The sequence below is a fragment of the Sphingomonas sp. MS122 genome (assembly GCF_049532975.1).
Lineage (GTDB): Bacteria > Pseudomonadota > Alphaproteobacteria > Sphingomonadales > Sphingomonadaceae > Sphingomonas.
In genome coordinates this window covers 3,919,717-3,943,037 of the sequence record NZ_CP186695.1, presented here as the reverse complement: position 1 = coordinate 3,943,037, position 23,321 = coordinate 3,919,717, and the positions used below count along the sequence as shown (strand labels likewise).

Here is a 23,321-nt window from a genome sequence, read left to right as displayed (position 1 = left end):
CGGCATGCGGGTGTGGCGGAATTGGTAGACGCAGCGGACTCAAAATCCGCCTCTGGCAACAGATTGTCGGTTCGAGTCCGACCACCCGTACCATCGATCCTCGATATCATCGTCAATGATCAGGGCCGGCGAGCATGACTCGCCGGCCCTGGTGCCTCATCCCGCGACAGGCCCGTCATAGGGGCGGCGGGCGTAGTAGCCGAACCCCGCGATGATCGCGTAGCAGATCGCGGGTAGGATCAGCGCCAATCCGAGACTGCCGGTCGCATCGGCGAGCGCGCCGGTCGCCAGCGGCACCACGGCGCCACCGAAGATCGCGATGTTGATGATCCCGGATCCGTCCGCCGCGCGGCCGCCGAGCTTCTCGCAGGCGAGGCTGAAGATGGTCGGGAACATGATCGAATTCATCAGGCCGATCGCGAGCAGCGAATAGGCGGCGAGGTTACCGCTGGAGTTGGCGGAGATCGCGATCAGCACGATTGCCCCGACCGCTACGAAGGCGAGAAGCTTGCCCGGACTCACGCGCAAATACATGAGCAGCGATCCGATGAACCGTCCGACCATCGCGCCGCCCCAGTAGAATGCGACCATCCAGCCGACGACTGACTCGGGCTGGCCGAGCACGCGCTCGAGCGCCAGATAGTTAATGATCAGCGAGCCGATCGAGACTTCGGCACCCACGTAGAGAAAGATACAGAGCGCGCCAAAGCCGAAGCGTGAGCGCTTGAGCAGATCGAAGCCGGCCAGTCCCGTGCTCGCCTCATGACGCTCGCCCTTCAGCCGATTGCGGAACAGCCACACCACGCCGGCGACGATGACCAACGCAACCGCAAGCCCCAGATAGGTATGCACGATCGCCGTCGTTTCAGCCGAGCGATAGGCATCCAGAGCCGGGCCGGACAACTGCTCGGCCTTCACGTTCTGCAGCGACCCGAGGATCAGACCCGCACCGACAAGGGGAAAGACCCAAGTGCCCAATGAATTGAATGCCTGCGCAAAGGTGAGGCGGCTGTGCGCCGTCTCGGGCTTGCCGAGCAACGAGATCAGCGGATTGGCGACGACCTGGACGATCACCACCCCACTAGCCAGCACGAACAGCGCGAACAGGAACAGGCCGTAGGTAGCATTCTGCGAAGCGGGAATGAACAGCAGGCAGCCGACCATCATCGTCAGCAGCCCAGCCACCGCGCCTCGCATATAGCCGAGCTTCTTGACCAGCTTCGCACCGGGGATTCCGATCAGCAGATAGGCGGTGAAGAAGCAGAACTGCACCAGCATCGCCTGAGTGTAGTTGAGCGTGAACAGCTCCTTGAGCTTCGGGATGATCACGTCGTTGAGCGAGGTGATGCCGCCGAAGATGAAGAACAACGCGAAGACGAAGACCTGAAGATCGGGCGCGTTGATGCCCTGTGCGGTCCCCTCGCCGGGGGACGGGTCGGTCGAGCTCAATTGTGTGACGGGTGCGGCCAACGCCCCTCTCCTGATAACGTTGTCATTGCGCGAGTCATACCGCGCGAGGAGGGAAAGGCGAGACCAAAATGCGTGCTGGCGGGTGGTAGCGATAAAATGGTGCCGGTTGCAGGGATCGAACCCGCGACCTTCGGTTTACAAAACCGCTGCTCTACCAGCTGAGCTAAACCGGCACTCGGTCGAGACCGCGGAATCGCGCGGGCCGCGCGTCTTGAGCCGAACGACCGGCGCGGTCAAGGCGGATTTTGGGCGCGGCCGGATCAGGCCGCGAGCTCGGCATTGGCGGCGTCTTCCTGCGTGCAGAAGCTGAGCCTTGCCTTCCCGCCGAGCTTGGACCGGTACAATGCAGCGTCCGCGCAGGCGAGCAGCCGCTCGAGATCGAACCCGAGGTCCGGCGCCATCGCGATCCCGAGGCTGGCCGAGAGATGGACGGTCGCCTCCTCGATCTCATAGGGCGCGCCGAGCCTGCGGAGGATTCGCCGGGCGAGCATCTCGGCCTCGTCCTCGTGCGCGACATCGGCTTGCAGGATGACGAACTCGTCGCCGCCGAGGCGCGCCGCGGTGTCTTCCGCCCGGAGCGCGGACTGGAGCCGCCGGGCGACCTCCTGGAGCACCGCGTCGCCCGCGGGATGGCCATAGCCGTCGTTGACCGGCTTGAAACCGTCGAGATCGATGAAATGGACCGCGAGCCGGTTGCCGGAGCGCAGCGCGTCCTGGCTCGTGTCATGGAAGCGCTCGCGCAGCAGCAGGCGATTGGCGAGGCCGGTAAGCGCGTCGTGCTTGGCAAGCTGCGCCATATCGTGCTGCGCCACGAGATGCTCGACCGCCGAGCGATAGAGGTGCGCCACGGTATGGAGGCTGAGCCCGGTGATCATCGCGACCATCACCGCCTCGATCGCGAAGAGTTCGGCGTGGAGCGGCGCGGCATGCGGGACGAGCGCATGCGCGACCAGCCCGACCACGGTCGGCACGGTGGCGAGCAGCAGGCTGACGATACAGATCACCGGCCGCACCGAAATGCGCGAGACGACGCCGGCGCCGAAGCCGAACACCAGGCTGACGGTGAGCAGGTGAAGCAAGGGGAGATGATGGGTGAGCGCCTGCAGGTTCAACGCCGCGAGCAGCACTGCGATCGCATAGTTGCCGATCGCATAGCGCAGTTCCCATTGCTTGAGCCGAGCCGCGTCCTTCGCCGGATCGCGCGCATAGGCGCCGAGCAGCAAGAGCCGCACCGCGGTGACGATCAGGGCGCCCAGCGCGATCCCGGCGAAGACGCGATCCTGCCATTCGTAGGCGGCAAGCCCGGCGACACCCGCGAACACGAGGCCCAGTCCCACGATCGGCAGGCGCATGCCGAACAGCGTGTCCACCAGCTCGCGATAGACTGGAAGCGGGAGCGGGACGCGCTCCCGGAACGGATTCCATCGCGGCTGTTGCCGCGGCTGCTGATCCGAACGTCGCATGCCCGGATACTGCGCGCGCAAGGTTAACAGCCGGTGCAAGATCGGCGCGCTTTGCGACGATCCGTGTCATGGGATGCCGAAGGTCCAGCCCTCGGTCCGTGCGATCTCGGCGGTGAGGGCGGGCGGGTGCCACAGATCGGCGCGGGCGGCATTGGCGCGCAGCCAGGCGGCAGTGAGGATCGCGTCGGTCGAATGATCGTCGTAGCGCGCGAGCGGGGCGTGCGGGCGCGAACCCAGCTCGGCGAGGGCGGTGTCGAGCATCGTGGCGTCGCGCACCTTGGACCGGCCCTTGCGCAGCCCGGCGGCGCGGGCGGCGATCGCGGTGTAGATCTCGACCACCACGGCGCCGGACGGCGGCAACGGATCGAACGGCCAGATCGTGACCCGGCCGTCGAGCGCGTGGAGCAGGCGCATCCCGGCGAAGCTCGCCTTGGCGACCTGGGCGGCGCCGATCGCGTCGTAGACGGTGGTGACCTTGCCCCCGCCGCTGGCGTTGAAATGCTGCTCGCAGCGGCGGAAGTGCATGAAGTCCGCCTTGGATCCGTCGGCGGCGCCGAGGTAGAAATGACGGCCGCGGCGGCTGTCGAGAAACGACGCCGCGCCGAGGTCCTCGTCCTCGCTCCGGGCGTCGACATAGGCCCAGAAGGCTCGCGCGTCGGTCGCGCTGCTCTCGCCGGGGAGATAGGCGCCGCGGTCGAGGATCGGGGCGCAGAAGCTCATGTCGAAGCCGATCAGCAGCGGTTCCGCGGCGCGCTCGAGGATCCAGTCGCGGATGCCCTCGCGCGACCAGTGACGGCCGGGCGGCGAGACCAGCGCGGGGGCGGCATCGCCGGACCCGCAGACGGCAAGGGCGATGCCGGGGTGGCGGCTGCCCTTGGCGCCGGACCAGTCGATCGCGGCGAAGCGGGTGAATCGGGTCGGGTCCATCAAGGCCGCTCGCCAAAGTCCCTGCGCTGCGCCACCGTCGCGCGGTCCCACCAGGCGCGAGCAATCAGCAGCTTCATCCGCTCGGGATCGGCATGGCCGGCGTTGACCAGCACCGTTGGCCAGCCTTCGTACTGCGGCGTCTGCCAGAAGGTGTCCGGATCGGTTTGCTTGAGGACGACGATCTCCTCGCGGGTGGCGCGCAGGACGTAGGTGCCGGGCGCGCGGCCCTGCGAGATAAGCTGCTGGCCGCGCAGCTGAGGCGAGGTCGAGCCCTTGGCGCCGGCGCCGATCGTCACGCCGGGCAAGGTCAGCGCGAACGCCACCGCCTCGTCCCAGGAGAAGCTCATGGGCGCTCGCCGAACGCCTTGCGCTGGGCGGGCTTGGCGCGGTCCCACCAGGCGCGCTGGATGTAGAGCTCGATCCGCTCGCGGGCGCCGGTGTCGTAACGGACCAGCAGCATCGGATAATTGCGATAATGGTCGGTCTGCCAGAAGGTGTCCGGATCGGTCTCGAACAGGATCTGCTTCTCGGGGTGGGTGACCGCCAGCGCGAAGCTGCCCGGCTCGCGGCTGGGCGACATGAAGCCCTTGCCGTTGACCTTGGGACAGGGCGTGCCCCACCACGGCGCCATCTCCACATCGGGGAGCGAGAGCGCATAGGCGCAGGCTTCGTCCCAATCCTTCATTCGAGCGCCTTCAGCACCTCGGCGACGAAGCGCGGTGCCTCGAACGCATTGCCGGCCGGGTCCTCGCCGCGGCGGACCACGACGAGCTTCGCGGAGGGAATGACGAAGATATACTGGCCTCGATTGCCCTGCGCGGCATAGCTGCCTTCGGGCAGGCCCTGTTTCGGGCCGAACAGCCAGAGCGTCGCGCCATAGCCCGGACCGTCGCCGGCCGGCTGCGGACCGCTGGGGGTGGTCATGTATTTCACCCAGCCTTCGGGCAGGAGGCGCTTGCCCTGCCACACGCCGTCGTTGCGCCACAGCTCGCCGAGCCGGGCAAGGTCGCGCGCGGTGGACCAGACCTGCGAGGAGAGCACGAAGTTCTGCTGCCAGTCGATCCCGGTGGTGGTGTGGTCCATGCCGAGCGGGCGGAACAGGCGATCGCCGGGGTAGCCGGTATAGGCGTTGTCGTCGGCGAGCGCCGAGCGAAATGCGCGGACGGCGAGCAGCGTGTCGTTGTTGGCATAGCGGAAGGTGGTGCCGGGCGGTGCGACGAGCGGCCAGTCGACCGCTTGCTCGGTCACCGAGGTGCCGCCGAAATAGATCGCGTCGGTGCGGTTGCCCGCGGTATCGCTGCCGAGGCCCGAGGCCATCCGCAGCAACTGGTCGAGCGTGATCGCGCCGCGCGGATCACCCGGCGTACGCCATTCGGGGACGGGCGCGGGCTTCATCGGGTCGAGCTTGCCGTCGGCGACGGCGATGCCGATCAGCGTGCCGGCGATGCTCTTGGCGACCGACCAGGTGCGGTTGGAGACGAGCGGGCCGAAGCCCTCCGCATAGCGCTCCGCGATCAGCTTGCCGTCGCGCAGGACCACCACGCCGGTGGTGCGGCCCTTCGATACCGCGGGGTCGAAGGCTGCGGCGATGGCGGCGGAGAGCGTCTTTGACGGCTTCGGTGCGATGCCGGCATCGCCGATCGGCCAGGGGCGGGAATCGGCGGGCAGGGGGATCGACGGGTTGGGGTGGAGCAAGGGAGGGAGGACGCGCTTGCCGCCGATCGGCGCGAGCGAGCAGCCGAAACGCGGCACCCAATAAGCGAGGCGTGGCGGCATGTTCGGGGCGAAGGGCACGCTGACGCTGCGGTCCTGCCAGTCGCTGGCCGCGGGAAGCTCGGCCACCAGCGCCTCATATTCGGGATAGATGCCGGTAAGTTCCAGCGCCGCGACCTGTTCGGGCGTACGGCCGCCGCCGAACTGGCCCTCGCACAGCATCAGCGCCTTGTAGCCGGCGGCGATGGCGCGCTGGTGCGGTGTGAGTTCGCGGCGCGGTTGCTGTGCGGTTGCGGGGCTGGCGAGCAGAAGCGCCGCGAGCAGGGAAGTTGACAAGATTGACTCACAAACTTGACTCAAACGGCGTGTCAGGCGGGGCGTGTCAAGCGAGGGCAGGGCGCCGCGCGAGCGGGTGTGGGCCGGTCCGATCATCCGCCGATGAGAGCAGATGGAATCCAACATTGGAAGGGCAAGCCGCTCGCCGACGCGACCGGGGAAAATAACGGCGGCCTGTACTGGATAACCGGCGACCGCATTTTATATACGTCGCGTATGTAAAATGGGCGGACATCGACCGCCACCCTCCAACGGCTTTACAGGAGACTTCCCATGGCCAAGCGCGACGCCGTTTTTCCCGCCGGTCGGCATGACCTCTACAGCACGCACGCTTATTCCGCCGCGATCCGATCGGGCGACCTGCTGTTCGTGTCGGGTCAGGTCGGCAGCCGTGAAGACGGTTCGCCCGAGCCGGACTTCGAGTCGCAGGTTCGTCTCGCCTTCGCCAATCTCGAGGCGACGCTGAAGGCGGGCGGGTGCGGGCTCGACGACATCGTCGACGTGACGAGCTTCCACACCGATCCCGAGAAACAGTTCGACACGATCCTGAAAGTGAAGGGCGAGGTGTTTCCTGAGGCGCCCTATCCCAACTGGACCGCGATCGGCGTCAACTGGCTGGCCGGGTTCGACTTCGAGATCAAGGTCATCGCCCGGATCCCCGGCTGAGCCGGCGCCTAGTCGCCCTTCAGCTCCCGCCGCCGCTCGTCCCACCACGCCATGCGCTCGGCGATGCGCTTCTCCATGCCGCGGTCGGTGGGGGCGTAGAAGGTCTGCGGCTCCATTTCCTCGGGCCAGTAATTGTCGCCCGAGAAGCCGCCCTCGGCGTCATGGTCGTAGGTATAGCCCTTGCCGTAGCCGATCTCCTTCATCAGCTTCGTGGGCGCGTTGAGGATATTCTGCGGCGGCATCAGGCTGCCGGTTTCCCTGGCGCTGCGCCATGCGGCCTTCTGCGCGGTATAGGCCGCGTTCGATTTGGGGGCGGTCGCGAGGTAGAGGCAGGCCTGGGCGATCGCCAGCTCGCCCTCGGGCGAGCCGAGGAACTCATAGGTGTCCTTGGCGGCGATGCATTGGGTGAGGGCGTTCGGGTCGGCGAGGCCGATATCCTCGACCGCGGCGCGGGTCAGGCGGCGCAGCACGTAGAGCGGCTCCTCGCCCGCGGTGAGCATGCGGGCGAGATAATAGAGCGCGGCCTGGGGGTCGCTGCCGCGGATCGATTTGTGAAGCGCGGAGATGAGGTTGTAGTGCCCCTCGCGATCCTTGTCGTAGACCGCGACGCGGCGCTGGAGGAAGTCGCCGAGTGCCGGCGGATCGAGCGGTTCGTCAAAGTGCACCGAGAACAAGGTCTCGGCCTGGTTGAGCAGGAAGCGGCCGTCGCCGTCGGCGCTGGCGACCAGCGCGTCGCGGGCCTCGGGCGTGAGAGGCAGCGGACGGTCCTCGACGGCCTCGGCACGGTCGAGCAATTGCGTGAGCGCAGCGTGGTCGAGGCGGCGCAGGATGAGCACCTGCGCGCGGGAGAGAAGCGCGGCGTTGAGCTCGAAGCTCGGATTCTCGGTGGTCGCGCCGACCAGCGTGACGGTGCCGTCCTCGACAAACGGGAGGAAACCATCCTGCTGCGAGCGGTTGAAGCGGTGGATCTCGTCGACGAAGAGCAGGGTGCGCTTGCCGAGCCGGGCGTGCTCCTTCGCCTCGGCAAACACCTTCTTGAGGTCGGCGACGCCCGAGAAGACCGCGCTGATCGCGACGAAGCGCAGGCCGACGGCATCGGCGAGCAGCCGGGCGATCGTGGTCTTGCCGGTACCGGGCGGCCCCCAGAGGATGATCGAGCTGAGCTTGCCCGCCGCGACCATGCGGCCGATCGCGCCCTCGGGGCCGGTCAAATGATCCTGGCCGACGACATCCTCGAGCCGCTGCGGGCGCAACCGGTCGGCGAGCGGGCCGCCGGGGGCGGAATCGTCAGGGGCAGTGGCGGACTCGAGCCCGCCGAACAGGTCGGCCATGCGGAACGATATAGGAACTTGCGCAAATTTCGCGAAGGGGCTTGTGCAGGCTATTTCAAGATATATCTTAGACGCATCACGACTCGAATATGAAAGGTACAGGAATGTTTCGAGGACATCATCGCGGCTGCGGGCCGCGTGGAGGCATGGAATTCGGCGGGTTCGGACCGCGCGGGCGGCGCCAATGGGGGCCGTTCACCGTGGAATGGGATGTGACCGGCGGCGAAGGCATGGGCGGCGGCCGCGGCCGGCGGCGCATGTTTCAAGGCGACGAGCTTCGCCTGATCCTGCTCAAGCTGATCGAGGAAGCGCCGCGCCACGGCTATGACCTGATCCGCGAGATCGAGGAGCGCACCGGCGGCGCCTATGCGCCGAGCCCGGGCGTGGTCTATCCGACGCTGACCATGCTCGCCGACATGGAGCTGATCGCCGAGCAGGCGAGCGACGACGCCAAGAAGGTGTTCGCCATCACCACCACCGGCCAGGCGCATTTGACCGAGCGCGAGGAAGAGGTCGAGGCGCTGATGGAGCGGCTCGCGGCGATCGGCACGATGCGCTCGCGCAGCCATGGCAGCCCGGTGCGGCGCGCGATGGGCAACCTCCGCCAGGTCCTCCAGCACCGGCTGGGCGATGGCGAGGTCAGCCAGGAGACCCTACATGCGGTCGCCGACCTGATCGACGAGGCGGCGCGCAAGATCGAGAGGCTGTGAATGAGCGTAAGTGCGAACGGGTTCGCCAAGACCGACAAGGCCAGCCGCTATCTTCAGCAGCTGTGCAAGCACTGGGAGCATAACCTCAAGGTCGAGTTCACGCCCGACCATGGCACGATCCTGTTCCCCAGGGATGCGCGCGGCGCCGACTGGCCCGGCGACGGGCTGGTCACGCTCGACGCGAAGCCCGAGGGGCTGGCGATCCGCGTGGACGCCAGCGCCGCGGGGCAGCTCGAGGGGCTCAAGGGCGCGGTCGAGCGGCATGTCGACCGGTTCGCGTTCCGCGAGGCGCCGCTGAGCTACGAGTGGAACTAGGCTGAACCGTCATCCCGGCCCCCGTGCCGGGATCCACGGCGCGGCGAACGATGCGGCGCGAGACGCTTGGACATTGCTTGCGGCCGAGTGGACCCCGGAACAAGTCCGGGGTGACGGCTGGTTACTTGGATGCCTGTGTCGCCATAATCTCGAGATAGGCGTCGAGCACCGCCTGGTTGACGCGGTCCCAGACATAGCTCTGCATCTTGGCGTGACCGGCCGCGCCGAAGCTGCGGCGCATCGCGGCGTCGCGGGCGAGGCGCTCGATCGCGTCGGCATAGGCGGTGACGTCGCGCGGCGGGACGAGGAAGCCGGTCTGGCCCTCATCGACCAGGTCCATCGCGCCGGTCGCCTTCGCCGCGACCACGGGGACGCCGCAGGCCATCGCCTCGGACGTCACGTTGCCGAACGTCTCGGTGACCGAAGGGTTGAAGAACACGTCCATCCCCGCGACCGCGCGGCCGAGATCGTCGCCCGACTGGAACCCGGTGAAGATCGCGTCGGGGACGCGCTCGGCGAACCAGTCGCGCGCGGGACCCTCGCCGATCACGAGGATGCGATGCGGCACCTCGCGGCGCTTCAGCTCGCGCGCGACCTCGGCGAAGATGTCGAGGCCCTTTTCCAGCACGAGGCGGCCGAGGAAGCCGACCGCGGCGACGTCGTCGGGGATGCCGAGGCCGCGGCGCCATGCATCGTCGCGGCGCTGCGGGTTGAAGCGGGCATGGTCGACGCCGCGCGACCAGATGCTGATCGGGGTGGTGACGCCCCAGCCCTTGATCAGCTCGGCGACCGAATTGCCGGGCACCACGACGCGGTCGACCTTGTTGTAGAAGCGCGTGAGGCGGCGGATCAGCCACGGCTCGACGAAGCCGATGCCGTAATAGCGCGGATAGGTCTCGAACCGCGTGTGGAGCGAGGCGACCGCGGGGATGCCGCGCTCGTGCGCCCAGGCGACCGCGGCATGGCCGAGAAATTCGGGCGCGGAGACATGGACGAGATTGGGCTTGAACGCCTCGAGGTCGGCGCGCGGAGCCTTCGGCAGGCCGAGCGCGATCTTGTACTCGCCGCGCCCGCCGGGGACGGGCCAGGCGGGGACGCTGACCAGGTCGCCCTCGGGGGCGAAGGCGGGGGTATCGGTGGTCGGCGAATAGACGCGTACCGTGACACCGCGATCGAGCAGGTGGCGGACGAGCTTGTTGAGCGCCTGGTTCGCGCCGTCGCGCACGTAATTGTAGTTGCCGCTGAACAAGGCGACACGAAGATCAGTCGGATTCATCGATGCGCCCATAGCGTGGCGAATGCGGCCTTACTATGTCGCGGCCTCAAGCAGGAGGCTCCCAGCATGACCGATCTGTCGCAGTTCCCGATCACGCGCCGCTGGCCGGCGCAGCATCCCGACCGCATCCAGCTCTATTCGCTCAACACGCCCAACGGGGTGAAGGCGGGGATCATGCTGGAGGAGACCGGGCTGCCCTATGAGCCGCATCTGGTCGACATCACGGTTGACGACCAGAAGACACCCGAGTTCCTGAGCCTCAATCCCAATGGCAAGATCCCGGCGATGATCGATCCCGATGGGCCGAACGGGCGGCCGCAGGCGCTGTTCGAGAGCGGAGCGATCCTGATCTACCTCGCCGAGAAGACCGGCAAGTTCCTCGACCCGGCGCAGCGCTACGAGACGATCGCGTGGCTGATGTGGCAGATGGGCGGGATCGGGCCGATGTTCGGGCAGCTCGGCTTCTTCCATAAATTCGCCGGGCGGGAATATGAGGATAAGCGGCCGCGCGATCGATATGTCAATGAATCGAAGCGGTTGCTTGGCGTTCTGGATAGCCGGCTCGAAGGCCGCGAGTGGATCATGGGCGACTATTCGATCGCCGACATCGCCTCGCTCGGGTGGGTGCGCAACCTGATCGGCTTCTACGAGGCGCGCGAGCTGGTCGGGTTCGACGATTTCAAGAATGTCGCGGCGTGGCTCGAGCGCGGCCTGGCGCGGCCGGCGGTGCAGCGCGGGCTGATGGTGACGGCGAAGGGATAGCCCTTCGCCGTCCCGGCATTTACGCCGCCATCTTCTCCGCATCGTTCTCACACGCCCGGGCGTGTGCCGGGCGGTCGGCGATGCGCGCGAGCCAGGCGTCGATCTCGGCGCTTTCGGGGAAGACGTGGCGGGCCCAGGCGACGGTCGAGCCCGCCATGACGTCGACGGCGGTGAAGCGGTGGCCCATCAGGTACGGCCCGTTAGCGAGCGCGAGCTCGAGACGGCGCACGACCTGGCGATAGGATTTCTCGGCCATCGGATTGCCCTCCGCACCGCCATAGAGGCGCATGAAGATCGCCGGCTCGAGCTCGGTCGCGAGCCACATCAGCCAGGCGAGGAACGGGCCACGCTCGGCCGAACCCACCGGCACGCCGAGGCCGGAATCGGGGGCGAGATCGCTGACATAAACGGCGATGGCATAGCTTTCAGGGATGACCACCCCGTCATGGACGATCGCCGGCACCTTGCCGTCGGGATGGACGTTGGCCGGATCGAACGCGCCGCTGCCGTCCGCGCGCTGCACGTTGACGTAGCGCGTCTCGAAGGGGAGGCCGCTCTCCTCCAGCAACCACATGGTGCGGCCCGAGCGGGTTTGGGGGGCGTGATAGAAAGTGAGCATGGTCCGGTCCTCCTCTCGGCTGGCGGGGAAATCGCTGCCGTCGAACGATTGACTACTGCCACCCTGCTGCCAACATGCTGTCAGCAGCATGGCACTAAGTCGAAATTCGACATCATGAGAAGGACTGCCGCATGCGCCGCGCCGACCGCCTGTTCCAGATCATCCAGCTGCTGCGGCGGCACCGCAACCCGGTGACGGCGGAGGCGATCGCGGAGGAGCTGGAGACGTCGAAGCGTACCATCTATCGCGACATCGCGACCTTGATGGCGCAGCGCGTGCCGATACGCGGCGAGGCGGGGATCGGCTATGTGCTCGATGGCGGGTTCGACCTGCCGCCGCTGATGCTGACCACCGACGAGGTCGAGGCGGCGGTGCTCGGCGCGCAATGGGTCAAGGCGCAGGGCGACCGCGAATTGTCGCGCGCAGCCGAGGACCTCATCGCCAAGCTCGCCGCGACCGTGCCCGAGAATCTGCGGGCGCTGGTGCTCGAGCCGGTGGTGGCCGCGCCGCCGCGCTGGGAGGAGCCGGTCGAGCCGCTCGACATGGCGCAGCTGCGGCTGTGGTGCCGGCGCGGGATGAAGCTCGATCTCGATTATGCCGATGGCGAGGGACGTGCCTCGCAGCGGACGATCTGGCCGTTCCTGGTCGGCTATCGCGACGCGGTGCGCATGGTCTTCGCCTGGTGCGAGCTGCGCGAGGATTTCCGCAGCTTCCGCATCGACCGGATCGTGGGCGCCGAGTTCCGCGAGGAACGCTATCCCGATCGCCCCGCGGCGCTGCAGAACCGCTGGCGCAAGATGCAGGAAGCGAAATATCGTTCCTGAATCGTTCTCTTCCTGCTAAGCGGCACGAATGGCCAAACTCCAGAAGCGCTATGTTTGTCAGCAATGCGGATCGGTCTCGTCCAAATGGGCGGGGCAATGCGTCGATTGCGGCGAGTGGAACACGCTGGTCGAGGATGCCGGTGCAGTGGTCACACCGTTCCAGGCCAAGCACAACCTGCAGGGCGGCGGCCGGATGATCTCGCTCTCCGGGCTCGATGCCGAAGTGCCGCTGCCCGACCGCATGCCGACCGGGATCGCCGAGCTCGACAGGGCGCTGGGCGGCGGCTTCGTCGAGGCGAGCGCGACGCTGATCGGCGGCGATCCGGGGATCGGCAAGTCGACCCTATTGCTGCAGGCGGCTGCCAAGATGGCGCTGCAAGGCCTTGGCGTCGCTTATGTTTCGGGCGAGGAGGCGGCGGACCAGGTACGGCTGCGCGCACGGCGGCTGGGGCTGGGCAATGCGCCGGTGCAACTGGCGGCAGCGACTTCGGTGCGCGACATCCTGACCACGCTGGGTGGCACCGCGCCGCCGCGGCTGCTGATCATCGACTCGATCCAGACGATGCACAGCGACCTGATCGAGGGGGCGCCGGGCACGGTAAGCCAGGTGCGCGCGTCGGCGCAGGAACTGATCCGCTTCGCCAAGGAGCGCGGGACGGCGGTGGTGCTGGTCGGGCACGTCACCAAGGACGGCAGCCTCGCGGGGCCGCGCGTGCTCGAGCATATGGTCGACACCGTGCTGGCGTTCGAGGGCGAGCGCAGCCACCAGTATCGCATTCTACGCGCGGTGAAGAACCGCTTCGGCGGCACCGATGAGATCGGCGTGTTCGCGATGGAGGCGGCGGGGCTGGCCGAGGTCGGCAATCCCTCGTCGCTGTTCCTGACCTCGCGCGACGAGAGCGTGACCGGGACGGTGGTGTTCCCCGCGCTGGAGGGCACGCGGCCGGTGCTGGTCGAGATCCAGGCGCTGGTCGTGCGGCTGGCGAGCGGGGCGACGCCGCGGCGCGCGGTAGTCGGCTGGGACAGCGGGCGGCTGGCGATGATCCTGGCGGTGCTGGAGGCGCGCTGCGGGCTCAGCTTCTCGACCAGCGAGGTCTATCTCAACATCGCCGGGGGCTATCGCGTGCAGGATCCGGCGGCGGACCTGGCGGTGGCGGCGGCATTGGTCTCGGCGCTGTCCGAGCGGCCGGTCGCGGCCGACGCGGTGGCGTTCGGCGAGATCGCGCTGTCGGGCGAGGTGCGGCCGGTCGCACATGGCGCGCTGCGGCTCAAGGAAGCGGGCAAGCTCGGCTTCACCCGCGCGCTGGTGCCCGCCGCGCAGGGCAAGGAGGGAACGGTCGCGCTGACCGGGTTCAAGAGCCTGGGCGGGTTCGTCGAGCATATGCTGGGACGGTGATTTCGGTTCACGCGGAGGCGCGAGGCCGTGGCCTCCGGGCGGTCAGATGGGACCGCCCCGGGGCCAGGGTCACGCGTCGGGCTCGTAGCGCAGCAGGTCGCCGGGCTGGCAATCGAGCTCGCGGCAGATCGCCTCGAGCGTCGAGAAGCGGATCGCCTTGGCCTTGCCGGTCTTGAGGATCGAGGCGTTGGCGAGGGTCAGGTCGATCCGCTCGGCCAGCTCGGTGAGGGTCATGCGGCGCTGGTGCAGCAGATCGTCGAGCATCACGGTGATCGCCATCACACGGTCCCCTCGAGATCGTCGCGCATCTGGGTGCCGCGGCGGAACACGCGGGCGAGGATGAACAGCACCAGCGCCAGGATGAAGCCGTCGGGCGACACGTCGAAATCGCCGCGCAGCCCGTCGATCCGGCTCGCGATCACCCCGACCATCGGCGCGAGCACGAGCAGGCAGCCCTGCATGGCGAGCGTCAGCCACGCCATGCGGTCGAGCCGGTCGGCATTTTCGGGCTGGAAGGGGTCGCCAGTGCCGACCGTGGCGACGATCCGGCTGAGGGTCAGCGTGAAGGACAGGTAGAGCGTGAGCAGAACCAGGCTCACCATTGCGGCGGTGACCACCCACCACAGCGTGTTGTCCGCGGAGAGGCGGGGGACGAGCTGCTGATGGGGGAAGAGAATCAGCGCGACGATGGCGAGCGCCACGACCACGGCGGTGAGCGCGATCAGCCCGGTGACGACGCGTAGCAGGAACTGCGTGATCGTCAGCAGCGGATCCCGGTGTCGAACCTCGGTCATATCGACCTCCAATATCTTAGATATCGAATATCGATATATCTGTCTGGCCATATCGTCAATCGATATTATCGAAATTCGATATTGAAACGGGGTCGGGCAAAACTTGGCTTCGACAAGCCCTGCGCGGACGGTATGAGCCGGTCTGGGCAAAGGGTTTGAGACGGGCATGGGACTGACCGCGATCGATATCATCGTGCTGATCGCCGTGGGCGGCGCGGCGGTGCTGGGCGTGATGCGCGGCTTCGTCACCGAGGTGCTGTCGCTGATGGCGTGGCTGTTCGTGGTGGTGGCGCTGAAGTTCCTGCATACGCCGCTGGCCGCGATGCTGGCCGGGGCGGTGGGCACGGTGCAGGGCGCTGCGGTGCTCGCCTTCGCGCTGATCGCGGGGATCACCTTCTTCGGCGGGCGGCTGGTGGCGAATGCGATCGGGTCGCGCACGCGCAGCGGGCTGCTCGGGCCGGTCGATCGCGCGCTCGGCTTCGGCTTCGGCGCGCTCAAGGGCCTGATCCTGGTGAGCCTCGGCTTCCTGCTGGTGACGCTGGTGGTCGACACGGTGAGCGGCGGCCCGGCGCAGCGGCCCGACTGGATGACTCAGTCGCGCACCTATCCGCTGCTCAATGCGACCAGCGCGAGCATCGCCGAGTTCGTCGACCGGCGCCGGCGCGGCGAGCCGGTGTTCGGCAACGACAGCGATACCGACGGCCTTGCCAACGAGGCAGAGCGGGATACATCGGGCGGATGAACGCGCCGCTCTACAACAACCACATCCTGCGGCTCGCGGCCTCGATCCCGTTCCACGAGCGGCTCGCGGACCCGATGGCGAGCGTCGAGAAACGCTCGCCGGTTTGCGGGAGCCGGGTGACGGTGGACGTCGACCTCGACGCGGACGGCCGGGTGCGAGCGATCGGCATGGTGGTGCGAGCCTGCGCACTAGGACAGGCCTCGGCGGCGTTGATGGGCGCGCATGCGGTCGGGCGGTCGTTAGCGGAGCTGGAGGCTGTGCGTGACGAGCTGACCGCGTGGCTCGCGGGTGAGCGCGACGTGCCGCCCGGCTGGCCGGGACTCGAGATCTTCGCCCCGGCGCTGCCGCACAGCGCGCGGCATCCCTCGATCCGGCTCGGGTTCGAGGCGGTGGCGGAAGCCGCGGCCCGGGCCCAGACCGCCGCGCGAGCAATCTGATGGAGCACGGCGGGGCCCATAATTACGTCGCCGAGTATGCGCCGCTGCTCGGCTTCGCATTGGTGTTCGTGCTGATCTTCCGTCGGCTGGGGCTGGGCGCCACGCTCGGCTATCTCGTCGCGGGCGCGCTGGTCGGCCCGCAGCTGCTCGACCTGGTCGGCGACGCCGAATCGAAGATGGTGATTGCCGAGTTCGGCATCGCGCTGCTGCTGTTCCTCGTCGGGCTCGAGCTGAGCCCGTCGCGGCTGTGGCGGATGAAGCAGGATATCTTCGGCTTCGGCCTGCTCCAAGTGGTGCTGTGCGGCATCGCGATCAGCGCGGTGATCGCGTTCGGAGCGGGCTTCTCGCCCGCTGCGGCGCTGGCGCTGGGATTGCCGCTGGCGCTGTCCTCGACCGCGCAGGTGCTGCCGATGCTGCAGTCGGCGGGGCGCCTCAGGACCCCCTTCGGCGAACGCGCCTTCTCGATCCTGCTGTTCCAGGACCTGTCGATCGTCCCGCTGATCACGATCATCGCGGTGATGAGCCGCAACCCGGCCGATGCCGGCGGGCCGCCGGGCTGGCTGCTCGGGCTCTACACGGTGCTCGCGATCACCGGCCTGGTGCTGGCGGGCCGCTATGTGCTGCGGCCGCTGTTCCGGCTGATCGGCAATTGGGGCGAGCGCGAGCTGTTCGTGTTCGCCGGCCTCTTCACCGTGGTGGCGAGCGCGGCGCTGATGCAGGCGCTTGGCCTCTCGCCCGCGCTCGGCGCGTTCGTCGCGGGCGTGATGCTCGCCGACAGCCCCTACCGCCACGAGCTGGAGGCGGATATCGAGCCGTTCCGCTCGATCCTGCTCGGGCTGTTCTTCCTCTCGGTCGGCATGCTGCTCGACCTCACCGCGATCGCCGAGCGGCCGCTGTTCGTGGTGGCGATGGCGCTGGCGCTGATCGCGACCAAGGCGGTGGTGATCTTCGGCCTCGGCCTCGCCTTCCGCATGGGCTGGCGCCAGGCGCTCGGGCTCGGGCTGCTGCTGAGCCAAGGGGGCGAGTTCGCCTTCGTGCTGTTCGCGCAAGCGCAGGAGGCGCTGCTGATCGCACCCGAGGGGGTCAGCGTGTTCAGCGCGGTGGTGACGCTGTCGATGGCGACCACGCCGTTCCTGATGATGCTCACCCGCCGCTTCCGCTCCGAAGAGGAAGGCCCGCAGGGCGAGCGCGAGGGGCCGGTGTCGGACGGATCGAACGCGCTGATCATCGGCTATGGCCGGTTCGGGCAGACGGTGGGGCAGATGCTCAATGCGCAGGGCATCGCGGTGACGCTGATCGACACCGATATCGAGATGATCGACGTCGCGGGGCAGTTCGGCGCCAAGGTCTATTATGGCGACGGCACGCGGCTCGACCTGCTGCGCCAGGCCGGCGCGGCCGAGGCCGAGCTGATCCTGTTCTGCCTCGACCAGGACCAGGTCAGTCCCGATCTGGTGGAGGCGGTGCACGACGCGTTTCCCAAGGCTTCGATCTTCGTGCGCGCCTATGACCGGCGCGCGTTGCTCAAGCTCAAGGATTCGAGCGCGACCGCGGTGGTGCGTGAGGTGCTCGAATCCGCGGTCAAGATGGCGCGTCTGGCGATGGAAGCCGTTGGCGTCGATTCGGGCGAGATCGACAAGAGTGAGGACTTCTACCGCAAGCGCGACCGCGAGCGGCTTCGGCTCCAGTTGGAGGCAGGGAGCATGCTCGCCGCACGCGAGGCGATCACGCAGCGGCCCGAGCTGCGCTTCTCGGCGCGGCGCGAGCAGCCCGAGCCGCTTCCTTCCGAGGAAGTTACGGACGACGACAGACCGTGAACTGGCTGGCGATCCTCGCGGCGCTGTCGGGCGCGCTGGCGGTTGGCGCGGGGGCGTTCGGCGCGCACGGCGCATCGGGCGAGGCGCAGGAGTGGCTGCGGACCGGCGCACAATATCAGCTGATCCATGCGGTGGCGGCTTTGGTCGCGGCGCAGATGGATGCGAAGGGGCCGGGCTGGCTGTTCGTCGCGGGCGGCGCGATCTTCGCGATGACGCTCTACGCGATGGCGCTGGGTGGGCCGCGCTGGCTCGGCGCGGTCACCCCGATCGGCGGAACCGCGCTGATCGCCGGGTGGGTGTGGCTGGCCTGGACGGCGGTACGAGGGAGCTGACATGCCGCGGGTGCTGATTGCGATCCTCGCGGTCATTGTGCTCAAGATCGGCATCACCTTCCTGATCGGCTTCTACGGCAAGCCGGGAATCCAGAATCTGCTCTATCTGAGCGTCGCGCCATTCGCGGTGGCGTTTACCGCCTTTTCAGGTTGGCGCGGCAAGCTTTTGGGCGGCGCCGGATTGTGGCCGTTGTTTCTGCCCTCGGCCATCGCCGCCGAACTGATTGCGCATGTCGCCGGAACTTGCCTCCAATAGAAGTTTCAGGAGGATCAAGGCCGCGGGCACGAAGGAGGGGGTATGCAGCGCGGGCTGGCCAGGTTTGCCGTAGTTTCGCTCACGCCGCTCGCCGCGTGCACCGACCAGGCGTCCAATCCCGCGCCGCCGCGGCTGACCGAGCCGCTGGTGCTCAAGGAGCAGGCCTCGACCATCCGCCTGCCGGTGACGATCCCGATGGCCGAGCTGGAAAAGGCGATCAACGCCGAGGTGCCGCTCGAGCTGCACCGCATCGACGAGCCGCAACAGGCGTGCATCAAGACCAAGAGCAAGCTGCTGCCCGACATCAGCTGCCGGCTGGTCGGAAGCGTGCGGCGCGGGCGCATCCGCCTGACCGGGTCGGGAAACGTCCTGCGCATCGCGATGCCGGTGAGCGCCACGGTGCGTGCCGAGAATATCGGCAAGATCATCAAGCGCGAAACCGCGACCGGGGCGATGAACGTGACGGCGCGGGTGACGCTCGGCCTGAGCAGGGACTGGCGCCCGCATGCCAAGGTCGCGGCGGACTATGCCTGGACCAACAAGATCGGGATCGACATTCTCGGGCGGCGGATCACCTTCGCCTCGAAGGTCGATCCCAAGCTGCACCAGGTGCTCGCCGGGCTCGAACGCTCACTGCCGCGCCATCTCGACAAGGTGCAGGCGCGGTCGAAGGTCCAGCGTGTCTGGGCCAAGGGCTTCACCTCGGTCCGCGTCAAGACCGATCCGCAGATCTGGGCGCGCTTCACGCCCGAGCGAGTCGGCTTCTCGGGCTATTCGGTGCAGGGCGGCAACCTCGTCGTCGGTTTCGCGGCGCAGGCCAGGACCGAGACAGTTCTGGGTGAGCGGCCCGACGATCCGTCCGTGACGCCGCTGCCGAACCTCATGGGCCATTTGCCCGGCCGCGGGATCAACGTGCATGTGCCCGTGCTGGTGCTCTACCCGCTGCTCGAACGCGCCGCGCTTGCGGAATTGCAGAAGCCGCAATTCGCCTCGGCCAAGCTCAGGGGCGGGCTGGAGGCGAAGGCGGAGTATCATGGCGTCACCATCTACGGCACGCCGCAGAACCAGGTCGCGGTGGGCGTCGACATGACGCTCAGGACCGGCACGGTGACCACCAAGGGCACGGTGTGGTTCGTCGCGGCGCCGGTGGTCGACATCCCGAGGCGCGTCGTCGGCGTCCGCGACCTCGTCGTCGCGGGCGACACCGACAGCAAGGCGTTCAACCTGCTGGTCCAGATGGTCAACCAGACCGCGCTGCGCCAGCGGATGATGGCGGCGATCCGCTATGACTTCACCAAGGACTATGACGACGGGCTTGCCAAGGCGGACGCCTGGCTGGCGGAGCAGCCCTTCGAAGGCTTCGTGTTCAAGGGTGCGATGGGCCGCGCCGAGATCCGCGAGGTGCGCATCGCGCCCGAGGGATTCCTGGTCGAGGCCGACGCCACCGCGACCGCCAGCCTGACCCATGATCCGCACCGTGCCGCGGTGCTGGTCGCCGAGCGGCGGGCGAAGCGGGCCGCTCGGGAGCGTGCGCGGGCACTGGAGGCGGCGAAGGCGGCGCGATAGGCTGGCACGTCCCGGAGGATCGAAGCCATGTCCAGCATCCGCCCGCTCGTCGAACTCGACACGCACGAGGTGTTCAACCAGCCGCCGCCGTTCGAGGAGGTGAACCTGTTCACCGGCGACTGCGCGCTCGCGGATGCGGTGGCGCGGGCGGGGGGCGGGCGGCATGCCGAGCGGCTGGCGGCACTGGGCGCGCGGACCGGCTCGGCCGAGGTGATCGAGTGGGGTGTCGAGGCCAATCGCAACCTGCCCATGCTCGAAAGCTTCGACCGCTACGGCCAGCGCATCGACGAGGTGCGCTTCCACCCCGCCTATCACCAGCTGATGCGGCTGGGGCTGGAGAGCGGGCTGGCGGCGGTGGCGTGGGACGGCGCGCCTGCGGGGCATGTCGCGCATGCCGCGATCCTCTTCCTCACCGGCCAGGCGGATTCGGGGACGAGCTGCCCGATGACGATGACCTATGCCGCGGTGCCGGCGCTGCGCGCCGAGCCGGGCGTGGCGGAGGACTGGGTGCCGCGGATCACGGCCGCCCGCTACGATCCCGCCTTCCGCCCGGCGTCGGAAAAGGCCGGGGTCACCATCGGCATGGCGATGACCGAGAAGCAGGGCGGGTCGGACGTCCGGGCCAATACCACGCGTGCCGAGCCCATCGGAGAAGCGGGATGGTACGCCCTCACCGGGCACAAATGGTTCTGCTCGGCGCCGATGTGCGACGCCTTCCTGACGCTCGCTTATGCCGAAGGTGGCCTCACCTGCTTCCTCGTGCCGCGCTGGCTGCCCGACGGTACGCGCAATGCGGGGTTCCGCATCATGCGGCTCAAGGACAAGCTCGGCGACCGCTCCAATGCCTCGTCCGAGATCGAATATCATGGCGCGCCGGCGCAGCGGCTGGGCGAGGAGGGGCGCGGGGTCGCGACGATCATCCAGATGGTGCAGCACACGCGGCTCGACTGCGTGATCGGCTCGGCGCAGCAGATGCGCGGCGCGCTGGCGCAGGCGCTGTGGCATACCGCGCACCGCTCGGCCTTCCAGCGGCGGCTGGTCGACCAGCCGGCGATGGCGGCCGTGCTCGCCGATCTGGCGGTGGAGAGCGAGGCGGCGACCGCGCTGGGGTTGCGGCTGGCGCAGGCGTTCGACGAGGACGATCCGGTCGCCCGGCTGCTCACGCCGATTGCCAAATACTGGGTGTGCAAGCGCGCGCCCGGCCTCGTCTACGAGGCGATGGAGTGCCATGGCGGCGCGGGGTACATCGAGGCGGGGCCGATGCCCCGGCTGTTCCGCCAGTCGCCGCTCAATGCGATCTGGGAAGGATCGGGCAACGTCATCGCGCTCGACCTGTTGCGCGGGCTGGCGCGCGAGCCGGAAGGGGTCGAGGCGCTGCACGCGTTCCTTGCGGCGCGGCGGGGGCGTGATCCGCTCTACGACACGTGGGTCGACGCGATCGACGTCAAGGCGGCGAATGAAGGCAATGCGCGGCTGCTCGTCGAGCGGCTTGCGCTCGCGGCGCAGGCGGCGGTGCTGCTCGACTGGGAGAGTCCCGTGGCGGAGGCGTTTTGCCGGCTGCGGCTGGCGCCGCGCGGCAGCGCCTATGGCGCGTTCGACGCGGCGATCGACGCGCGTGCCGTGATCGAGCGAGCGATGCCCGTCGCTTGATCAGTTACTGTCGAGGATCTTGGTCACTGCGCCGACCGTCACCGGGTGATAGCCCGGCCTGGCCTTGGCGAAGATGCGGCGCGCGATCGGCTCGCCCCATTCGCCCTGCGCCTTGAGTCCGCGATAGAGCGGCGTCACCAGCAGGTTGCGACCGACGCGGGTGAGATATTCCTCCAGCGCGGGCACGACCGGCTCGTAGCGGTTGGCGATGGCGAGGTCGAACCACGCGGACTGGACATAGGCGTTGGTCGAGCGGGTCAGACCGAGCGCGTCGTCGAGTTCCTTGAGCCGTGCCGCGCTCTGCTGGCGCGGGAGGTTGTCGAGCAGCCGCTTCCACTGCTGGGTCTGCCAGCCGTCGGTCTTGATCGCCGAGGCCGGGCCGCCTGCGTTGAACGCGGCGAGCATCGCGTCGACTTGCGCCAGCGTTGCCGAGGTCACGTGCACTGCGTTGTCCGGGATGCCCGGCTGATAGACCCAGCGATCGAGCTGGAGCTTGGTCTCCAGCGCCTGGTCGCCCTTGATCAGGTGCTGGCGCAGGTCGGCGAGGAAGCCGGCGCTGGTCTGTGGCTGGAAGGCGTGCCGATCGAAATAGCCGCGCAGATACGGATCCCAGCGGTTGCGGCCAACGGCCTGCTCGATCGTGCGCAGGAAGGTCGAGCCCTTGAGATAGTCGAGCTGCCCCGCGCTGTCGCCCGGCTCGCCGTGGAGGCGGGTGGAAGGCGCGGCGTCGCCGCCGGCGTTCTTCACGTCGCGCACCATCCCGGCATAGTCGAGGTCGGCATAGATCGCCGCGCGCTCCTTGCCGTAGAGCGCCTCCATGATGCGGTTCTCGAAATAGGTGGTGAAGCCCTCGTTGAGCCAGCCGTCCGCCCAGGTCGCGTTGGTGACGAGGTTGCCCGACCAGCTATGCGCCAGCTCGTGCGCGACGACGTCGGTGTTCGAGCGATCGCCGGTGAGGATGGTGGGGGTCAGGAAGGTGAGATTCGGATTCTCCATCCCGCCGAACGGGAAGGACGGCGGCAGCACGAGCATGTCGTAGCGGCCCCAGCGATAGGGACCGTAGAGCGCCTGCGCGGCGTCGATCATCTTCTCGACATCGCCGAACTCGGCGACCGCGGCGTCGAGCATGCCCGGCTCCGACCATACCCCCGAGCGCGGGCCGATCGGCTTGAACTTGAGGTCGCCGACGGCGAGCGCGACGAGATAGGGCGGGACCGGGTTCTCCATGGTGAAGCGGAATGCACGCTTGCCGCCCGCGACAGGCTCGCCTTCGGGGGTATCGGCACGCGCGCTCATCACTGCGACCAGCCCCTCGGGCACGCGGATCGTCGCGTGCCAGGTCTGGCGGATGCCGGGGCTGTCCTGGGTGGGGATCCAGCTGCGGTTGTTGATCGCTTGGCCTTGACTGAACAGGAAGGGCTTGGCCTTGCCCAGCGTCTGCTCGGGGGTCAGCCATTGCAGCGCACGCGCGCCGGGCGTCGAGGCATAGGCGACGCGGATCTGCTTTGCGCCGCCGAGCTGGATGGTGAGCGCGCTGCCGAGTTGCTCGTCCTTTTCGCCGAGCGTGTAGGCGAGCTTGCGGCCCTTCTCGTCGGTGATCGAGCTGATCGCGAGGTCGAGCGTGTCGAGCACGATCTCCTTGGCGCCTTTCGCCGCGAGCACCTCGAGCGTCGCGGTGCCGGCGATGGTCTGGCTCGCGAAATCGACATCGAGGTCGAGATCGACATGAGTCACCCGCGCTTCGGCCGGGCGGGCGCGAGTCCACACGTCCTTCGCTTCGGGCGTGGTGAGGATCGGTGCGACCTTCTGGGCGAGGACCGGTGCAGGGGCGGCTGAGGCGAGCAGCAGGGCTGCGAGGGTAAGGATACGCATGGCCAGCGTTGCTAGGGCGGGTTGGTATCCTTCGCAACCGTGCAGGC

General features: G+C 68.2%; 25 protein-coding genes and 2 tRNA genes. 14 read left to right on the top strand and 13 right to left on the bottom strand.

What is annotated here, in order from left to right; translation table 11 throughout:
• Positions 1 to 6: 6 nt before the first annotated feature.
• Positions 7 to 93 (top strand) — tRNA-Leu (locus ACO227_RS18830).
• 63 nt (positions 94 to 156) lie between these two features.
• Here the strand turns inward: ACO227_RS18830 and ACO227_RS18825 are convergent.
• From ACO227_RS18825 to ACO227_RS18795, 7 genes are all read right to left on the bottom strand, one after another.
• Entirely contained in the window at positions 157 to 1,449 is a 1,293-nt protein-coding gene (locus ACO227_RS18825) for a sugar MFS transporter (RefSeq protein ID WP_423607399.1), read from the bottom strand.
• Positions 1,450 to 1,567: 118 nt separating this feature from the next.
• A tRNA-Thr gene (locus ACO227_RS18820) sits at positions 1,568 to 1,643 on the bottom strand.
• A gap of 87 nt (positions 1,644 to 1,730) precedes the next feature.
• The gene (locus ACO227_RS18815; RefSeq protein ID WP_423604005.1) at positions 1,731 to 2,933 is read right to left on the bottom strand and encodes a diguanylate cyclase domain-containing protein; all 1,203 of its coding nucleotides are present in this window, start codon (positions 2,931 to 2,933) and stop codon (positions 1,731 to 1,733) included.
• Between the two features lie 66 nt (positions 2,934 to 2,999).
• Positions 3,000 to 3,860: a hypothetical protein gene (locus ACO227_RS18810; RefSeq protein ID WP_423604004.1), complete on the bottom strand. Its 861-nt coding sequence runs from the start codon at positions 3,858 to 3,860 to the stop codon at positions 3,000 to 3,002.
• Complete coding sequence (locus ACO227_RS18805; RefSeq protein ID WP_423604002.1) at positions 3,860 to 4,207, bottom strand: hypothetical protein; 348 nt, start codon at positions 4,205 to 4,207, stop codon at positions 3,860 to 3,862. The genes ACO227_RS18810 and ACO227_RS18805 overlap by 1 nt, the downstream gene beginning before the upstream one ends.
• On the bottom strand, positions 4,204 to 4,545 hold the full coding sequence (locus tag ACO227_RS18800; protein ID WP_423604000.1) for an MmcQ/YjbR family DNA-binding protein: 342 nt from the start codon (positions 4,543 to 4,545) through the stop codon (positions 4,204 to 4,206). The genes ACO227_RS18805 and ACO227_RS18800 overlap by 4 nt, the downstream gene beginning before the upstream one ends.
• Positions 4,542 to 5,909 (bottom strand): serine hydrolase domain-containing protein, encoded by a 1,368-nt coding sequence (locus ACO227_RS18795; RefSeq protein ID WP_423603998.1) that lies wholly within the window; start codon positions 5,907 to 5,909, stop codon positions 4,542 to 4,544. The genes ACO227_RS18800 and ACO227_RS18795 overlap by 4 nt, the downstream gene beginning before the upstream one ends.
• 273 nt (positions 5,910 to 6,182) lie before the next feature.
• Here ACO227_RS18795 and ACO227_RS18790 point away from each other — a divergent pair, with 273 nt between their 5' ends.
• Positions 6,183 to 6,575 carry a RidA family protein gene (locus tag ACO227_RS18790; protein ID WP_423603996.1) on the top strand — a complete coding sequence of 131 codons (393 nt, stop codon included), beginning with the start codon at positions 6,183 to 6,185 and terminating at the stop codon, positions 6,573 to 6,575.
• Between the two features lie 8 nt (positions 6,576 to 6,583).
• On the opposite strand, the gene ACO227_RS18785 is transcribed toward ACO227_RS18790, so the two are convergent.
• Positions 6,584 to 7,906 carry a replication-associated recombination protein A gene (locus tag ACO227_RS18785; protein WP_423603994.1) on the bottom strand — a complete coding sequence of 441 codons (1,323 nt, stop codon included), beginning with the start codon at positions 7,904 to 7,906 and terminating at the stop codon, positions 6,584 to 6,586.
• Positions 7,907 to 8,052: 146 nt separating this feature from the next.
• Between ACO227_RS18785 and ACO227_RS18780 the strand changes: the two genes are divergently transcribed.
• Entirely contained in the window at positions 8,053 to 8,616 is a 564-nt protein-coding gene (locus tag ACO227_RS18780; RefSeq protein WP_423603992.1) for a PadR family transcriptional regulator, read from the top strand.
• Positions 8,617 to 8,931 (top strand): DUF2218 domain-containing protein, encoded by a 315-nt coding sequence (locus tag ACO227_RS18775; RefSeq protein ID WP_423603990.1) that lies wholly within the window; start codon positions 8,617 to 8,619, stop codon positions 8,929 to 8,931.
• Between the two features lie 121 nt (positions 8,932 to 9,052).
• Here the strand turns inward: ACO227_RS18775 and ACO227_RS18770 are convergent, their stop codons facing one another.
• Positions 9,053 to 10,207: a glycosyltransferase family 4 protein gene (locus ACO227_RS18770; RefSeq protein WP_423607397.1), complete on the bottom strand. Its 1,155-nt coding sequence runs from the start codon at positions 10,205 to 10,207 to the stop codon at positions 9,053 to 9,055.
• Positions 10,208 to 10,273: 66 nt separating this feature from the next.
• On the opposite strand from ACO227_RS18770, the gene ACO227_RS18765 reads away from it, so the two are divergent.
• Positions 10,274 to 10,969, top strand: a complete 696-nt coding sequence (locus tag ACO227_RS18765; protein WP_423603988.1) for a glutathione S-transferase N-terminal domain-containing protein — start codon at positions 10,274 to 10,276, stop codon at positions 10,967 to 10,969.
• A 19-nt stretch (positions 10,970 to 10,988) separates the two neighbouring features.
• Here the strand turns inward: ACO227_RS18765 and ACO227_RS18760 are convergent, their stop codons facing one another.
• Positions 10,989 to 11,588, bottom strand: a complete 600-nt coding sequence (locus ACO227_RS18760) for a glutathione S-transferase family protein (protein WP_423603986.1) — start codon at positions 11,586 to 11,588, stop codon at positions 10,989 to 10,991.
• A 131-nt stretch (positions 11,589 to 11,719) separates the two neighbouring features.
• On the opposite strand from ACO227_RS18760, the gene ACO227_RS18755 reads away from it, so the two are divergent.
• Both ACO227_RS18755 and radA read left to right on the top strand, forming a co-directional pair.
• Positions 11,720 to 12,412, top strand: coding sequence for a helix-turn-helix transcriptional regulator (locus ACO227_RS18755; protein ID WP_423603984.1), 693 nt, complete (start codon positions 11,720 to 11,722; stop codon positions 12,410 to 12,412).
• A 28-nt stretch (positions 12,413 to 12,440) separates the two neighbouring features.
• On the top strand, positions 12,441 to 13,808 hold the full coding sequence (gene radA / locus ACO227_RS18750; protein WP_423603983.1) for a DNA repair protein RadA: 1,368 nt from the start codon (positions 12,441 to 12,443) through the stop codon (positions 13,806 to 13,808).
• 69 nt (positions 13,809 to 13,877) lie between these two features.
• Here the strand turns inward: radA and ACO227_RS18745 are convergent, their stop codons facing one another.
• Positions 13,878 to 14,087: a helix-turn-helix domain-containing protein gene (locus ACO227_RS18745; protein WP_423603981.1), complete on the bottom strand. Its 210-nt coding sequence runs from the start codon at positions 14,085 to 14,087 to the stop codon at positions 13,878 to 13,880.
• A complete protein-coding gene (locus tag ACO227_RS18740; protein ID WP_423603980.1) occupies positions 14,087 to 14,602 on the bottom strand; it encodes a DUF2975 domain-containing protein in 516 nt (171 codons plus the stop codon). The genes ACO227_RS18745 and ACO227_RS18740 overlap by 1 nt, the downstream gene beginning before the upstream one ends.
• A 166-nt stretch (positions 14,603 to 14,768) precedes the next feature.
• Here ACO227_RS18740 and ACO227_RS18735 point away from each other — a divergent pair, with 166 nt between their 5' ends.
• The 7 genes from ACO227_RS18735 to ACO227_RS18705 are packed head-to-tail and all read left to right on the top strand — an operon-like array spanning position 14,769 to position 21,402.
• Complete coding sequence (locus tag ACO227_RS18735; RefSeq protein ID WP_423603978.1) at positions 14,769 to 15,344, top strand: CvpA family protein; 576 nt, start codon at positions 14,769 to 14,771, stop codon at positions 15,342 to 15,344.
• Complete coding sequence (locus ACO227_RS18730) at positions 15,341 to 15,781, top strand: iron-sulfur cluster assembly scaffold protein (RefSeq protein WP_423603976.1); 441 nt, start codon at positions 15,341 to 15,343, stop codon at positions 15,779 to 15,781. Before ACO227_RS18735 ends, ACO227_RS18730 begins: the two co-directional genes overlap by 4 nt.
• Entirely contained in the window at positions 15,781 to 17,598 is a 1,818-nt protein-coding gene (locus ACO227_RS18725; RefSeq protein WP_423603974.1) for a cation:proton antiporter, read from the top strand. Before ACO227_RS18730 ends, ACO227_RS18725 begins: the two co-directional genes overlap by 1 nt.
• Positions 17,595 to 17,930 (top strand): DUF423 domain-containing protein, encoded by a 336-nt coding sequence (locus tag ACO227_RS18720; protein ID WP_423603972.1) that lies wholly within the window; start codon positions 17,595 to 17,597, stop codon positions 17,928 to 17,930. The genes ACO227_RS18725 and ACO227_RS18720 overlap by 4 nt, the downstream gene beginning before the upstream one ends.
• Before the next feature lies 1 nt (position 17,931).
• Complete coding sequence (locus ACO227_RS18715) at positions 17,932 to 18,186, top strand: hypothetical protein (RefSeq protein WP_423603970.1); 255 nt, start codon at positions 17,932 to 17,934, stop codon at positions 18,184 to 18,186.
• A gap of 42 nt (positions 18,187 to 18,228) precedes the next feature.
• Positions 18,229 to 19,752, top strand: a complete 1,524-nt coding sequence (locus tag ACO227_RS18710) for a DUF4403 family protein (protein WP_423603968.1) — start codon at positions 18,229 to 18,231, stop codon at positions 19,750 to 19,752.
• Positions 19,753 to 19,779: 27 nt separating this feature from the next.
• Positions 19,780 to 21,402: an acyl-CoA dehydrogenase family protein gene (locus ACO227_RS18705; protein ID WP_423603967.1), complete on the top strand. Its 1,623-nt coding sequence runs from the start codon at positions 19,780 to 19,782 to the stop codon at positions 21,400 to 21,402.
• Here the strand turns inward: ACO227_RS18705 and ACO227_RS18700 are convergent, their stop codons facing one another.
• On the bottom strand, positions 21,403 to 23,274 hold the full coding sequence (locus tag ACO227_RS18700; RefSeq protein WP_423603965.1) for a M1 family metallopeptidase: 1,872 nt from the start codon (positions 23,272 to 23,274) through the stop codon (positions 21,403 to 21,405). It lies immediately after the preceding gene.
• Between the last annotated feature and the right edge of the window lie 47 nt (positions 23,275 to 23,321).